Genomic DNA, 14,313 nt, shown 5'->3' with positions numbered 1-14,313 from the left:
GGGCGCCGCGAGGGTCAGCCGGTCGCCGTACCGCTAATGCCGCCCCAGGAACACCGGGTTCGTGAACGCCGCAAGCGGGCCGGGAAGACCCGTCACCACCGGCTTGTGACGGACCTCCGCCCGTACGTACGCCGCGTACGAAGCGGTCGTCCGCCACTCCGCCGTACCGGCACCGGAGGCCGGGATCTCCGGGCCCGTGAAGAGGACGCCCTGGTCCGTCACGAGGCGGATCGTGCAGCCGGGGGCGCCCGTGACGTCCAGGCGGACCGTCACCGGGGCGTCCTGCTCGACGTACAGCCGCTCTCCGATGCCCGCCTGCTTGCCCTTGCCGCCGGTCGCCGTGAACGTGAGCGCGACGCTCTTGGATTCGGCGACATAGCTGTGGCCCGCGCGGATGCCCGCCTGGATGGCCTCGCGGGTCAGGTCGTCGGCGAGGACGACCGTCTGCGGTGAGCCGACGGGGTCGGGGTCGCGGTGGGCGTCGCTGTTGCCCATGGCCGGGATCCACGGCTTTCCGCCGCGCACGGCGGCGACCAGCGTGCCGTCCCAGTCGGCGAGGGACACCTCGTCGTCCGGGGTGTACGCGCCGTTCCACACCTCCACCGCGTCCGCCTCGCCGAAGCCGAACTTCCAGTTGCAGCCGACGCAGGTGGCGTGCGGGTGGGCGGGGACGACGAGGCCGCCGCGGTCGCGGATCTCCCGCGCGTACTTGCCGAAGCGGTTGTCGCGGGCGCGGTACCGCCAGTCGATGAATGTGCCGGGGTCCGTGCCGAGGGCGACCACGTGGCCGTTGCGCGTGGTGATCTCCTCGCCCAGCATGATGAGCAGGTCGTCACCGGCCTGGTCGGCCCAATGGGCGTGCGCGGAGTGCGTGTTGTGGTCGGAGGTGTTCATGAAGTCGAGCCCCGCCGCGCGCGCGAGTGCCGCGATCTCGGCCGGGGTGCGCCTGCCGTCCGAATACCAGGAGTGCAGATGGCAGTCGCCGCGGTACCAGGCGCGGCCCCGCCCCTTCGCCCGGTCCGGCGGGTAGACGGGCCGTGGCGTCCTGCCGGGCGCCCCGTACTTGAGCGTGATCGTGACCTCGTAGGGGAGGCCGTCGGGGGCGACGGTGTAGGGGCCGAGCGCGATGTGCCAGGTGCCTGGGCCGACCGGGCCGGGGAGGTAGCCGGGCGTGGCGTCGTCGGCGCGGATGAAGAACTCCGTGCGCGCGCCGCCCGACCAGCCCCGGAAGCCCTTGCCGCCGAGCGCCGTGCCGCGCTGGTCGAAGACACCGATGTCGAGGGCGTTGCCCTGGGTGCCCGCCGGGACGGTCACCTTCTCGTAGGTGTACGCGACGTGGATCTCGCGTACGCCGTCCGGGACTTCGACCGGCAGGTACACGAAGTCGGGGGACCCGGTGGGCAGCGTTCCGCGCACCACCTTGGTCTCGTCGCCACTTCCGGATGCACGCCCCGAGGCGCTCGCGAAGCTCACGCTGTTCAACGTAAGCGCGGCGGCGGCTCCCGTCACGAGCAGACCACGCCGGTTCAGGGGTGTGTCGAGCGGTCTGGCCGGGCGGTGTTCGTCCTCGCACATGTGTCGGCTCCCCAGGGTGTCGGAGGGTGTCGGATGGGACTGATGGGCAACCCTGGTATTCAGCCGCGAACTTCCCGGCAAGGGAAGGCAATTGACAGACTTACGCGCGGTGTCGGTCAGGCGTCGCGGGGCAGGGCGCGCGCGGCCACGCCCGTCTCAGGCGCGCACGCTCGCGCCCGCCGCACGGAGCACGGCGGCCGTCTCCTCGTGCGCCCCCTGCGTGGCCCAGGACAGCGGGGAGTTCCCCGTGCCGTGGTCCTCGCGGAGGTTCGGGTCGGCGCCGTGGGCGAGGAGCTCGCGGACCGCGTCGGTATGACCCCAGCACGCGGCCGCGCACAGCGGCGTGCCCTGGTCGCCGTGACCGCTCTCCGTATCGGGGTCGGCGCCCGCCTCAAGGAGGGCCCTGACGAGGGGTGCCGTGCCGTGGACGGAGGCGCCGTACAGCGGGGTCGTGCCGTCGGGGTCGGAGGTACGGGGGTCGGCGCCCGCCCGCAGCAATGCCTTCGCCTGGGCGGTACGGCCGAGCTCCGCCGCCAGGACCAGTTTCTTCGTCATCTTCTTGCGGCGTCGTCTGCTCATGAGGGGGAGGGTAGTTCGGCGGGCGCATGAGGCATGGGCGCATGAGGCATGGACTCCTGAGGCATGGACTCCTGCGGCACAGGCGGCTAGTAAGTGAGCCCCGTTCTCGTACGAATACGACCGGAGGCCAGCCATGCGAGTTGCCGCCACCCTCTACCTCACCGACGAGACCATCACCCCCACCCGCCTGGCCCGGGAACTGGAGCAGCGAGGTTTCGCCGGGCTCCATCTCCCCGAGCACTCCCACATCCCCGTATCGCGCGAAACCCCGTACCCCGGCGGTGAACTCCCGCCCGAGTGCGCCCGGATGCTCAACCCCCTGGTGGCCCTCGCCCAGGCCGCCGCGGTCACCAGCAGGATCGGGCTCGGCACGAACATCACGCTGGTCGGGCAGCACGACCCCATCGACCTCGCCAAGCAGATCGCGACCCTCGACCATCTCTCAGGCGGCCGCTTCACCCTCGGCATCGGCTACGGCTGGAACAAGGAGGAAGCCGCCGACCACGGCGTCGAGTGGCGCACGCGGCGGGCGCTCGTGCGGGACCGGATGGCGGTCATGCGGGCCCTGTGGGCCGATGAGCCGACGGCGTACGAGGGGGAGTTCGGGAGTGTCCGGGCCAGCGAGGCCCACCCCAAACCGGTGCGCGCGCCACGCCCGCGCGAGGGAGGCCCCCTGTACGGCCCCCGCACCCTCATCGGCGGGGCAGCAGGCCCCAGACTGTTCGCGCAGATCGCGGAGTACGCCGACGGCTGGCTGCCGATCGGCGGCGGCGGGCTTCGCGACGCGCTGCCGGTGCTGAGAAAGGCGTGGGCGGACGCGGGGCGGGAACCCGCCGACCTGTACGTCGCGCTCTCCGCCGTCGAGCCGACCGAGGGCAAGCTCGCCCACTACGAAGAGCTCGGCGTCGACGAGGTCATCGTGCAGCTTCCCGCGCGCGGGGAGGCGGAGGTGCTGCGGACCCTGGACGGATTCCAGCGATATGTGCACCTCACACCTGTCGCGTCGGCGCTGACCGGAACCCGCACTGACCTGTAGCTGTTTCTGTCGGCGCTCGCTCGTATGCTCGGAGTCATGACCAACAGCGCGCCGCAGGACCCAGGCCATCAGGAGTCGGCCCCCGCGCCGGCCCGACCCACCGCCAACGCCATGCGCCGCGCCCTCAAACGCGCCAGGGACGGCGTCGCGCTCGACACCGCCGAGGCCGCCGTGCTGCTCCAGGCGCGCGGCGACGACCTCAAGGATGTCGCCGCTTCGGCGGCGCGGGTGCGTGATGCGGGGCTCGCGGCCGTGGGGCGGCCCGGCGTCATCACGTACTCGAAGAAGGTCTTCATCCCGCTGACGCGGCTGTGCCGCGACAAGTGCCACTACTGCACCTTCGTGACCGTCCCCGGCAAGCTGCGGCGCGAGGGGCACGGGATGTTCCTGTCGCCCGACGAGGTCGTCGACATCGCGCGGCGCGGGGCCGAAATGGGCTGCAAGGAAGCCCTGTTCACGCTCGGCGACCGGCCGGAGGACCGCTGGCCCGAGGCGCGGGAGTGGCTGGAGGCGGAGGGGTACGACGACACCCTCGCGTACGTCCGCGCGATGGCGATCCGCGTCCTGGAGGAGACGGGCCTGCTCCCGCACCTCAACCCGGGTGTCATGACGTGGACCGACCTGCAACGCCTCAAGCCCGTAGCGCCCTCCATGGGCATGATGCTGGAGACGACGGCGACGCGGCTGTGGAGCGAGCCGGGCGGTCCGCACCACGGTTCGCCCGACAAGGAGCCCGCCGTCAGACTGCGGGTCCTTGAGGACGCGGGGCGTTCGAACGTCCCCTTCACCACCGGCGTCCTGATCGGAATCGGCGAGACGTACGAGGAGCGGGCGGACGCACTCTTCCGCCTCCGGTCGACCCAGCGTTCGTACCACGGCATCCAGGAAGTCATCGTCCAGAACTTCCGCGCCAAGCCGGACACGGCCATGCGCGGTATGCCGGACGCCGAGCTGGAGGAACTCGCCGCGTGCATCGCGGTGGCCCGGCACATCCTCGGCCCGAGCGCACGCATCCAGGCCCCACCGAACCTGGTGGACGCCGAGTACGCCCTCCTGATCGGCGCGGGCATCGACGACTGGGGAGGCGTATCCCCGCTCACCCCCGATCACGTGAACCCCGAGCGCCCCTGGCCGCACATCGACGAGCTGGCCGCCAGGACCGCCGACGCGGGCTTCACGCTCCGCGAACGGCTCACGATCTACCCGGAGTTCATCGAGCGGGGCGAACCCTGGCTCGACCCGCGCCTGCTCCCGCACGTGCGCGCGCTCGTCGACCCGGAGACGGGCCTGGCGAACGAGGACGCACGCCCGAGCGGACTGCCCTGGCAGGAGCCGGACGAGGGCTACGTGGCTTCGTCCTCCGGCCGCACGGACCTGCACCGCACGATCGACACGACGGGCCGCACATCGGACCGCCGGGACGACTTCGACGAGGTGTACGGCGACTGGGAGGCCCTGCGGGAGCAGGCCGCGCCCGGCATGGTGCCGTCCCGGGTCGACGGTGACGTCCGGGCGGCCCTCGCGACCGCGGCCGACGACCCGACGCGCCTGACGGACGCGGAGGCGCTGGCCCTGCTGCACGCGGACGGGCCCGCGCTGGACGCGCTGTGCGGCATCGCGGACGACGTACGCAAGTCGATGGTCGGCGACGACGTCACGTACATCGTCACGCGGAACATCAACTTCACGAACGTCTGCTACACCGGCTGCCGCTTCTGCGCCTTCGCCCAGCGCAGGACCGACGCGGACGCCTACACCCTCTCCCTGGACCAGGTCGCGGACCGGGCGGCTCAGGCGTGGGAGGTCGGTGCCACCGAGGTGTGTATGCAGGGCGGCATCCACCCGGACCTGCCCGGCAGCGCGTACTTCGACATCGCGCGTGCGGTGAAGGAGCGCGTGCCCGGTATGCATGTGCACGCCTTCTCGCCGATGGAGGTGGTGAACGGCGCGACGCGGACCGGCCTTTCGATACGGGACTGGCTCAGCGCCGCGAAGGAGGCGGGCCTGGATTCGATCCCCGGCACGGCGGCGGAGATCCTCGACGACGAGGTGCGCTGGGTCCTGACGAAGGGCAAGCTGCCGACGGCGACATGGATCGAGGTGGTCAGGACGGCCCACGAGCTGGGCATCCGCTCGTCCTCGACGATGATGTACGGGCATGTGGACCAGCCCAGGCACTGGCTGGGCCACTTCCGCACGCTGGCAGCGATGCAGCAGGACGCGCTGTCCAAGGGAGTCGAGGGCTTCACGGAGTTCGTCACACTCCCGTTCATCCACACGAACGCGCCGGTGTACCTGGCGGGCATCGCACGCCCAGGACCGACGACCCGCGACAACCGCGCGGTGGTGGCGATGGCCCGCCTCCTCCTCCACCCCCACATCCCGAACATCCAGACGAGCTGGGTGAAGCTGGGCACGGAGGGTGCGGCGGAGATGCTGTGCTCGGGCGCGAACGACCTGGGCGGCACGCTCATGGAGGAGACCATCTCCCGGATGGCGGGCTCCAGTTACGGCTCGTACCGCTCGGTCAAGGACCTCATCGCGATCGCGGAGGAGGCGGGGCGCCCGGCGAAACCGCGGACGACGCTGTACGGAGAGGTGCCGCTGGAACGCCAGGAGGTGGCCGCCGCTTCGGACGGCCACCTCCCGGAGCTGCTCCCGGTTCTCGACTAGAGGCCTTCGGGGGCCTGCGGCCTCTGGTGGAGGAGGGGAGGAGGGGTCAGCCGGTGATGTCCTCGCCGAAGCGGGCCCCTGCCTCCGGGGTGCCGAGGGAGGACGGGCTGAACGACGTGATGCCGGTCGTCGTCAGGCCCGTCCCGGTGCCACGGAACAGCCAGGCGGCGCCGGAGTCCTTGGTCGTGCCGTCTTCCTGGGGCACACCCACGGTCAGGTCGGCGCGGCCGTCCTTGTTCACGTCGGTGAGCTGGACCGACTCACCGAAGTTGTCGCCCTTCTCCGAGACGCCGGGGACGGCTGCCGTGTCCTGGTTGAAGGCCTGGGCGCCGGTGCCGGTCAGGCCGTTCGCGCCGCCCTTGAGCAGCACGATCGCACCGGTGTCCGCGACGTTGCCGAGGTTCTCGCCGGGCACGCCGACAACGATGTCCGAGTAGCCGTCACCGGTGACGTCGCCCGCGGACAGGGAGTAGCCGAACTGGTCGCCCCGCTCGGGCCCGTTGATCTCCGCCGCCTCGCTGGCGCCGGGGACGCCCGCGGTGTCCTGGTCGATCTTCGCGGTGCGGGTGGAGAAGCCGGAGGCGGAGCCGTAGATGACCCGGATCGCGCCCGCGTCGTACACCTGAGTCTCGGACACCTCGTCGACCTCGTGGGCCACGAGGTCGCCGTACCCGTCCTTGTTCACGTCGGCGATGACGCCGTTCGTCGTGAACTTCTTGGTCGGCGTCGACGTCTTGGAGAGGCCGTCCTTGCTGCCCTTCCACAGGCGCGAGGAGTGCTGCATCTCCTCCATGGCGTGGCCCGTGACGAGGTCGTCGGCGCCGTCGCCGGTCACGTCGCCGACCATGAGGTCCTGGGGGCCGTCGTCGCCGTTCTCGACGGACGAGGTGGAGGCGGGCTTCCCGTCGCGGGTGAACGGGCCGTAGCGCACCTCCATCTTGGACATGGAGTTGGCGACGAGGTCGGCCTTGCCGTCCCCGTTGAAGTCGCCGGCCTTCAGGGCCTGCACGTACTTGCCCGTCAACTCGGAGCCCTGGGTCAGGCCGTCCGCGGAACCCCAGAGCACCGCGTCGGAGGAGCCGTTGTTCACGGCGAGGTCGGTGTATCCGTCGCCGTCGAAGTCGCCGGCCTCGGTGGACGCACCGAAGCCGGCGTTCTCCTCGGGGGCGCCGGGCACGCCGGCGGTGTTGGCGTTGATCTGCTTGGCGTGCGCGGTGTCGGCGCCGGACGCCGATCCGTACACGATGGAGACGTAGCCCGCGCCGACCGTGCCGTCGACGGCACCGCGGGACGCGGAGACGGCGAGGTCGGCGTATCCGTCATGGTTGAAGTCGGTCACGGGCTTGCTCGCGGCGACGGGTGCCGCGGTGGCGGAGCCTGCCGTGGCGGCCACGACAGCGAACGGGGTCGCGAGCGCGGTCACCGCGACGGCGGCTATGAGTGAGCGACGCACTTGTCCTCCTGTGGGGAAACTTCTGTGACACAAGAGGAGACAGGCGCCTTGGGCAAGTGGTTGTACACCGCAGGTTCATCGTTACGGCGCCCGGACATTTCCGTTACGGAGTCTGCCGTTTCCCGTCAGCGGGCCGGATGCGGGGGCTGGGGGCGATTCCGACGCAGTAGAGGCAGTAGACGCAGTAGACGGAGTAGAGGCAGTAGAGGCAGTAGAGGCCTGGTGAAGGCCGGTCAAAAGTGGTCTCAAAGGGTGACTCCTCAGATATCTCGCCGCCTCCGAACCGACCGTTCCCGGTCGATTACAGTGCTGCGCAGACGTGCGCAGACATGCGTGGGGAGAGCCAGGAGAGGAGGTGCCGTGAGCACCGCAGCAGCTACCGGAGTCTGGGGCCGCGCCGAGCAGCAGGACTTCCGCAGCCGGGTCCGCGGCACGCTCCTCGGGGCCGCCGTCGGCGACGCGCTCGGCGCGCCCGTCGACGAGCTGAGCCTCGACGCGATACGCGAGGAACACGGCGCCGAAGGTCTCACCGAGCCCGCTCCCGCGCACGGGCGGCGCGGTGCTGTCACCGCATCCACTCAGCTCACCCTCTTCACCGTCGACGGACTTATACGCGCCCAGGTGCGGCGCGACACCGGGGCCTGGCATCCGCCCACCGATCTGCACCGCGCCTATCGGCGCTGGGCGGCCACCCAGAGCGACTGGGGGCCCGACGAGCGGCGCAAGGAGGACGGGTGGCTCGCGCGCGAGGAGTGGTTGTACTCGCGGCGCTCGCCCGCTCGGGCCTGCCTGGTGGGGCTCGGCGACCAGAATATGGGGACGCTTGACGCCCCCAGGAACCCCGAGGAGCGGGGAGCCGAGGCCTTGACCAGGTCCGCTCCGTTCGGTCTCCTGGTCGGCTGGGAGCCGCAGCTCGTGCTCCAGCTGGCCGTCGAGTGCGCGGTACAGACCCACGGGCATCCGTCCGCCTATCTCGCCGCCGGTGCGCACACCGTCCTCGTGCACGGTCTCGCCCGTGGGGAATCCCTCGACGGTGCCATTCAGCGGGCGCTCGCCCTGCTCGCGGCGCGACCCGGACATCAGCCCGTCAGCGATGCGTTGAAGCACGCGCTCGGGGCTGTCCGGCAGGGAATGCCCGCGCCCTCCCGCGTGGAGGAGCTGGTGGGGGAGGGTTCCGCCGAGGGAGTGCTCGCCGGGGCCGTGTACTGCGCCCTCGTGGGGGAGGACATCCGGCACGGCCTCCGGCTCGCCGTCAATCACGGCGGCGCGTCCGCCGCGTGCGGTGCGCTCTGCGGGGCCCTGCTCGGCGCCCTGCACGGGGAGACCGCGCTGCCTCCGGGGTGGCTCACCGAGCTGGAGGGGCGGGCCACGATCCTTGAGCTCGCGGACGACTTCGCGATGGAGATGACGCAGGGTCCCGCGCTGCACGGTCCCGCGGTGTCGTCGCCGGGGTGGCTGGCGAGGTATCCGCGGGCGTAGTCGTAGTCGCAACAGACGCCGGACAGGCTGGAAATATCCAGCCTGTCCGGCGTTTGAGGACGAACTCGGCGAAGCCGGTGATGTTTTACGGCAGCGGTCGCTGGGGGGCCGAGCCAAGCACCTCGTCCTGCCCCTCTGCCGGGCCGGGTACGGCCACCGCACCCCCGGCGGAGCCGTCGTCATCGGTGTTGATCTTCTCGATGATCGCGTCCCGCTCCGGAGTGTCCTCCGGCTTGATGTAACCGACCGCGATGTACAGGATCAGCGAGACCGCCAGCGGGATCGAGACCTGGTACTCCAGGGGCACCCCGCCCTCGACGTTCCAGTTGATCGGGTAGTTGACCAGCCAGAAGGCGAGCAGACCCATCGACCAGCTGGTCAGCGCGGCGGTCGGCCCGGATTTCCGGAACGTACGCAGCAGACCCAGCATCATCGGGATCGCGATCGGGCCCATCAGACCCGCCACCCACTTGATGACGACCGTGATGATGTCCTTGAACGCGGGGGAGTTGACCTGCGTGGCCACCGCCATGGAGAGGCCGAGGAAGATCACCGTCGTCAGGCGTGCGGCGATCAGGCCCTTGCGGTCGTTCCAGCCCCTGGCCGCCTTGGACACCACCGGTGCCACGTCCCGGGTGAAGACCGCGGCGATCGCGTTCGCGTCGGACGAGCACATGGCCATCGTGTGCGAGAAGAAGCCGACGATGACGAGGCCCAACAGGCCGTGTGGCAGCAGCTGTTCGGTCATCAGGGCGTACGAGTCGGAGCCGTCGGGCTTCTGCGCGTTCACCAGGAGCGGGGACATCCACATGGGGAAGAAGAGGACGACCGGCCACACCAGCCACAGGATCGCCGAGAGCCGGGCCGAGCGCGCGGCATCGCGGGGGCTTGTCGTGGCCATGTAGCGCTGGGCCTGGTTGAGCATCCCGCCGTTGTACTCGAAGAGCTTGATGAAGAGGAAGGCGAGCAGGAAGATCGTTCCGTACGGGCCGACGAGCGGTTTCCCGTGGCCTGCCAGTTCCGGCTCGTCCCAGACCCCGAAGAAGCCGCCGTGGTCGCCCAGTTTGGCCACCACGGCGATGAACATCGCCACACCGGCCAGGAGCTGGATGATGAACTGCCCGAGCTCGGTGAGCGCGTCGGCCCACAGACCGCCGATGGTGCAGTAGATGGCGGTGATCACGCCGGTGATCAGGATGCCCTGGTTGATCGAGATGCCGGTGAAGACGGAGAGCAGGGTGGAGATGGCGGCCCACTTGGCGGCCACGTCCACGATCTTCAGGAGCATTCCGGACCAGGCGAGGGCCTGCTGCGTCTTCAGGTTGTAGCGGTTCTTCAGGTATTCGAGCGGCGATGCCACGTGCAGCCGTGACCGCAGCCGGTTGATGCGGGGCGCGAAGAGCTTCGAGCCGATGGCGATGCCGAGCGCGATCGGGAACGACCAGGTGATGAAGGACGTGACGCCGTAGGTGTACGCGATGCCCGCGTACCCGGTGAACATCACCGCGCTGTAGCCGGACATGTGGTGCGAGATGCCGGACAGCCACCAGGGCATCTTGCCGCCCGCGGTGAAGAAGTCGCTGACGTTGTCCACCCGCTTGTGGGACCAGACGCCGATCGCGACCATCACGCCGAAGTAGCCGATGAGCACGGCCCAGTCGAGACTGTTCATGTGCCCCCTCCAGGGGTCCGCCTTGTGAACTGCGCAGAAATGCCGTGCACTTCGCCAGTTTCGTGACATACGGGACGTGGGCGGCCTTGAAGTGCCCGCTCATGGTGGGTTCGGGGGTGCGTCGCGGACAACCGCCCGTGAGGTCAAGAGGAAGTAAAATCGTTCTGTTTACTGACCTCTGTTCACATCCTTGATCCCGAACGATCGACGGCCGGGGCCCGGAAAGCACACAAAAACGGCTGTACGGGACTAAGGTGCAAGTCCCGTACAGCCGTTGTCCGTTCCGGCGCCAACTTGCCGCCGACCACGCCTACCGCATCAGCTCCCCCGCGTTCACCAGCAGCGACTGCCCCGTGATCGCCCGCGCCCGGTCCGAAGCCAGGAACACCGCCGCGTCCGCCACGTCCCCGTCCGTGGCGAGCTCGGGCAGCGCCATCCGCGCCGCGAGGCGATCGCGTACCTCCTCCTCCGGCACCTTCTCGGTGTGCGCGGTGAACTGGACGTATGCCTCGACAGGCGGGCCCCACATCCAGCCGGGGAGGACCGTGTTGACCCGGATCCGGTCCGGGCCGACCTCGTGGGCGAGGGAGTACATCGCCGAGGTCAGCGCGCCCTTCGACGCCGCGTACGCCGCCTGTCGCACCTGGGAGGGTGATGCGATGGCCGACTGCGTGCCGATGAACACCACCGAACCGCCCCGCTCCTTGAGCGCGGGCAGGCAGGCCCGGGTCATCCGGAGCGTGCCGAGGAGGTTCACGTCGATCACCTGCTGCCAGGTCGCGAAGTCCGCGTCCTGCACGCCTCCGAAGTAGCTGTCCCAGGCGGCCACATGGACCACCGCGTCGATCCCGCCGAATCGCTCGCGCGCCAGGGCCGCAAGGGCTTCGCACTGGGCCTCGTCGGTGATGTCGGTGGCGCGGTACGCCGTCCGCGTGCCATCGGGGTCGATCTCGGCGGCCGACTTGGCGAGGTTCGCCTCCGTGCGCGCGCCGAGCACCGCGCGTCCCCCGTCACGTACGACAGCGGCCGCCACCTGATGGCCGAGGCCCGCGCCGACCCCCGACACGACGACGGTCTTTCCTTCGAGGAGCGACGGCATGGAACGCCTCCCGGCTCTGGCAGTTTTGCTGACGGGGCGTCAGAGTATGGGCGTCCACCGGAGGAAGGAAGAGGGAGGAGGGGGAGAGGCGTGAGCGACGACAACCGCGAGAGCACGGGCGACGGCAGCCGCGAGAGCACGCGCGAAAGCACCCGCAGTGAGGTGTACGGCGATCTTGCTGCCGTCGGGCCCTACGGCGTGCACCCGGGGCACGCCCTGATCACCATGGTCGAGCCGCATCCGGGCCACGAGTACGCGTACAACCGCTGGTACGAGGACGACCACTACTACGCCGGCGCGATGGCGATGCCCTGGATGTACGCGGGCCGCCGCTGGGTCGCACCGCGGGAGCTCCAACTCCTGCGCGGGCCCGAGAAGTCAGCCGTCGCCCAGCCGGTGACCGCGGGCTGCTACCTCTCCACGTACTGGGTCACCGAAGGCCGCTACGACGAGCACATGAAGTGGACCGTCGGCATCAACAAGCGCCTCAACCGTGATGGCCGCGTCTACCAGGACCGCACGCACGTGTTCACGGCCTTCCAGGACCACGAGGCCACCGTCTACCGGGACGGCGCGGCGGGGCCACGCGACTTCCACGCGCTCGACCATCCCTACCAGGGCCTGGTCCTCGAAGTCATCGACGCCGAATCGGGGGAGCAGCGAGCGGAGTTGCTGGAGTCGCTGCGGGCCGAGCAGCTGCCGCGAGCCCTCGCGGGGTCGCCGGCCGCGATGGTGACGATCTTCCGGCCCACTCCGCTGCCGGGGGACCGGATGACGTACGTGAAGCAGGTCGAGGGCGTCGACACGCGGCTGACGCTGCTCTGGTTCCTGCAAGCCGACCCGCGGGAGTGCTGGCAGGAGCACTTCGCCGCGCGCACCGAGGCGGTGGCGGAGTCCGGGCTCGGGCGGGTGGAGCTGGTGGCGCCGTTCATTCCCACGGTGCCGGGGACGGATACGTACGTGGATCAGCTGCGGTAGCGCAGTGGTGTATTCCGTCAGCGGTGTATGCAGCGGTGTATGCAGTGGTGTATTCCGTGGGGCGAAGCCGAGCCCCCTCGGCCGGGACGGCGGGCCAGTCGAGAGGGCTCAATCGGTGGTGCGTATGCGGTTGTTGATCTCTCACTGATCCTGCGGTGCTTCCTGTGGTGCTCCTGTGATGTGGCGCGTATCAGTCGAGGAGTGAAGTCTCCCGGCCGACCTCGGATACGAACGCGCGCCACGAAGCGGCGGGGAAGGCGAGGACGGGGCCCTCGACGACCTTCGAGTCGCGGACCGAAATCGCCGCGGAGATCGGTGACTTGACCTCTACGCACGCGCCGTTCCCCGTGGAATACGAGGATTTGATCCACGTATGTGTCACACCCTGATGAATTGCCATGGTCACTCCGGTTTGCCCAGTTGGTGAGTACGGTCACCGCACAAGAGCGGCTGCGCCAACCGATGTTGCTCGTTGGCGTGAATGACGCTACTCGCCAACATCGCTGAGTGAAGAGAGCGTTCACTCGACCGGATGGCATATTCCAGGAGGGCCTTCCGCCCCGATGCGGGATAGGTGTACCGTGCGGCACCTTCGCGCCCGGGGGGGCAGGCATACGTCCTAGCGCGCGTACTCTTTCGCGATGTCCGCGATGAGTTGGCGTGATTGATCCACATTCAGGGCCTGTGCCCGAAGATGCTCATACATCACGCTGTACTGCTGGACGTCGTTCGCCTTCTCCAGATAGAGATCGCTCGTGACCCCCTCGATATAGACGACGCTGGAGTCCGCCGCGTCCGGAAACTCGAGAATCGCGTACTGACCGTTGAGGCCGGGGTGTGCGCCCATCTCGAAGGGGATCACCTGAACGGTCACGTGCGGCAGTTGGGACTGCTCCACGAGATGCTCGAGCTGGTCGCGCATCAGATGCCGCGAGCCGACCACGCGACGCAGCGCGGACTCGTCGAGGACGGTCCACAGGCGCAGCGGATTCTCCGGCGCGACGATGCGCTCCTGGCGGCGCAGGCGGACCTGGACGCGCTTCTCGATGTCGGTCGGCGTGGTCTCCGGGAGCGCGCCGGTGATCAGGGCTTCCGCGTACGGACGGGTCTGGAGCAGGCCGGGGACGACCTGCGGGTCGTACACGCGCAGGGACGCGGCGTCCGTCTCCAGACCGATGTAGACGCTGTACGGGATGTCGCCGAAGGAGTGCCACCAGCCCTGCTGGCGGGAGTCCTTGGCCATTTGCATGAGCGAGTCGACGATCCGGTGGTCCTCCACCTCGTAGACCCCGCACAGATCGCGTACGTCGCGCTGACTGATGGAGCGGCGGCCGTTCTCGAGGCGGCTGATCTTCGACTGCGAGACCAGCAGGCGCTCGGCGACTTCCTCGGCCGTCATGCCCTTGAGCTCTCGGAGCCTGCGCAGCTCCTGGCCCAACCGGCGTCGCCTGACAGTGGGATTGACATTGGACGCCACGGGACGTGCACCTCCGGCTACATGCCTCTACTTTACGTATCTGCTGTTCAGCAGAGTGCCACCAACGCGTCGCGCACCGCTGGGAAACAGCCGATGTGAAGTGCGAAGTGAAACGCGATGCGAAGGCGGACGTGAGGACTGCTCTGTGGGGGTGCGGTCCGGCTGTGCGGCGCCGGGTTGATGCGGCCGCGCGGGGCGGAGGTACCGGTGTCGTCGTCCGGACGGTCCGGTGCCAGTGCCCCGCGCGGCCCAGCGGCTCCCGAACCGGGTCTGGGGGACTGCGGTGCGGCGT

The 14,313-nt window shown here is 69.6% G+C and carries 11 protein-coding genes; 4 read left to right on the top strand and 7 right to left on the bottom strand.

Features of this window, described 5'->3' with window-relative positions; all coding sequences use genetic code 11:
• Positions 1 to 33: 33 nt before the first annotated feature.
• Together ACGFSB_RS25390 and ACGFSB_RS25385 are read right to left on the bottom strand one after the other, a co-directional pair.
• Entirely contained in the window at positions 34 to 1,575 is a 1,542-nt protein-coding gene (locus ACGFSB_RS25390; RefSeq protein ID WP_393403467.1) for a CehA/McbA family metallohydrolase, read from the bottom strand.
• 156 nt (positions 1,576 to 1,731) lie between these two features.
• A complete protein-coding gene (locus tag ACGFSB_RS25385) occupies positions 1,732 to 2,154 on the bottom strand; it encodes an ankyrin repeat domain-containing protein (protein ID WP_393403465.1) in 423 nt (140 codons plus the stop codon).
• Between the two features lie 133 nt (positions 2,155 to 2,287).
• On the opposite strand from ACGFSB_RS25385, the gene ACGFSB_RS25380 reads away from it, so the two are divergent.
• A complete protein-coding gene (locus ACGFSB_RS25380) occupies positions 2,288 to 3,190 on the top strand; it encodes a TIGR03619 family F420-dependent LLM class oxidoreductase (RefSeq protein ID WP_393403463.1) in 903 nt (300 codons plus the stop codon).
• A 36-nt stretch (positions 3,191 to 3,226) separates the two neighbouring features.
• Entirely contained in the window at positions 3,227 to 5,863 is a 2,637-nt protein-coding gene (locus ACGFSB_RS25375) for a bifunctional FO biosynthesis protein CofGH (protein ID WP_393403461.1), read from the top strand.
• Positions 5,864 to 5,909: 46 nt separating this feature from the next.
• Here ACGFSB_RS25375 and ACGFSB_RS25370 read toward each other — a convergent pair whose 3' ends face one another.
• Positions 5,910 to 7,316 (bottom strand): FG-GAP-like repeat-containing protein, encoded by a 1,407-nt coding sequence (locus ACGFSB_RS25370; RefSeq protein ID WP_393403458.1) that lies wholly within the window; start codon positions 7,314 to 7,316, stop codon positions 5,910 to 5,912.
• A 360-nt stretch (positions 7,317 to 7,676) separates the two neighbouring features.
• On the opposite strand from ACGFSB_RS25370, the gene ACGFSB_RS25365 reads away from it, so the two are divergent.
• Positions 7,677 to 8,795: an ADP-ribosylglycohydrolase family protein gene (locus ACGFSB_RS25365; protein ID WP_393403455.1), complete on the top strand. Its 1,119-nt coding sequence runs from the start codon at positions 7,677 to 7,679 to the stop codon at positions 8,793 to 8,795.
• Between the two features lie 85 nt (positions 8,796 to 8,880).
• Here the strand turns inward: ACGFSB_RS25365 and ACGFSB_RS25360 are convergent, their stop codons facing one another.
• Both ACGFSB_RS25360 and ACGFSB_RS25355 read right to left on the bottom strand, forming a co-directional pair.
• Positions 8,881 to 10,467, bottom strand: coding sequence for a sodium:solute symporter family protein (locus tag ACGFSB_RS25360; RefSeq protein WP_393403453.1), 1,587 nt, complete (start codon positions 10,465 to 10,467; stop codon positions 8,881 to 8,883).
• Positions 10,468 to 10,777: 310 nt separating this feature from the next.
• A complete protein-coding gene (locus ACGFSB_RS25355) occupies positions 10,778 to 11,566 on the bottom strand; it encodes an SDR family oxidoreductase (RefSeq protein ID WP_393403449.1) in 789 nt (262 codons plus the stop codon).
• A 90-nt stretch (positions 11,567 to 11,656) separates the two neighbouring features.
• Here ACGFSB_RS25355 and ACGFSB_RS25350 point away from each other — a divergent pair, with 90 nt between their 5' ends.
• The gene (locus tag ACGFSB_RS25350) at positions 11,657 to 12,544 is read left to right on the top strand and encodes a hypothetical protein (RefSeq protein WP_393403447.1); all 888 of its coding nucleotides are present in this window, start codon (positions 11,657 to 11,659) and stop codon (positions 12,542 to 12,544) included.
• Positions 12,545 to 12,734: 190 nt separating this feature from the next.
• Here the strand turns inward: ACGFSB_RS25350 and ACGFSB_RS25345 are convergent, their stop codons facing one another.
• On the bottom strand, positions 12,735 to 12,944 hold the full coding sequence (locus ACGFSB_RS25345; RefSeq protein WP_393403445.1) for a DUF397 domain-containing protein: 210 nt from the start codon (positions 12,942 to 12,944) through the stop codon (positions 12,735 to 12,737).
• A gap of 219 nt (positions 12,945 to 13,163) precedes the next feature.
• Positions 13,164 to 14,021: a helix-turn-helix domain-containing protein gene (locus ACGFSB_RS25340; protein WP_393403443.1), complete on the bottom strand. Its 858-nt coding sequence runs from the start codon at positions 14,019 to 14,021 to the stop codon at positions 13,164 to 13,166.
• Positions 14,022 to 14,313: the final 292 nt, after the last annotated feature.

The sequence above is a fragment of the Streptomyces sp. NPDC048441 genome (assembly GCF_043200235.1).
Lineage (GTDB): Bacteria > Actinomycetota > Actinomycetes > Streptomycetales > Streptomycetaceae > Streptomyces.
The sequence above is the reverse complement of the archived record's forward strand: the minus strand, read 5'-3'. Positions and strand labels throughout refer to the sequence as shown.

Excerpts from the sequence above, each read along its gene's own strand:
- ACGFSB_RS25375 (WP_393403461.1), top strand. The coding sequence starts at position 3,227 with ATGACCAACAGCGCGCCGCAGGACCCAGGCCATCAGGAGTCGGCCCCC.
- ACGFSB_RS25345 (WP_393403445.1), bottom strand. The coding sequence starts at position 12,944 with ATGGCAATTCATCAGGGTGTGACACATACGTGGATCAAATCCTCGTAT.
- ACGFSB_RS25385 (WP_393403465.1), bottom strand. The coding sequence starts at position 2,154 with ATGAGCAGACGACGCCGCAAGAAGATGACGAAGAAACTGGTCCTGGCG.
- ACGFSB_RS25390 (WP_393403467.1), bottom strand. The coding sequence starts at position 1,575 with ATGTGCGAGGACGAACACCGCCCGGCCAGACCGCTCGACACACCCCTG.
- ACGFSB_RS25380 (WP_393403463.1), top strand. The coding sequence starts at position 2,288 with ATGCGAGTTGCCGCCACCCTCTACCTCACCGACGAGACCATCACCCCC.
- ACGFSB_RS25360 (WP_393403453.1), bottom strand. The coding sequence starts at position 10,467 with ATGAACAGTCTCGACTGGGCCGTGCTCATCGGCTACTTCGGCGTGATG.
- ACGFSB_RS25355 (WP_393403449.1), bottom strand. The coding sequence starts at position 11,566 with ATGCCGTCGCTCCTCGAAGGAAAGACCGTCGTCGTGTCGGGGGTCGGC.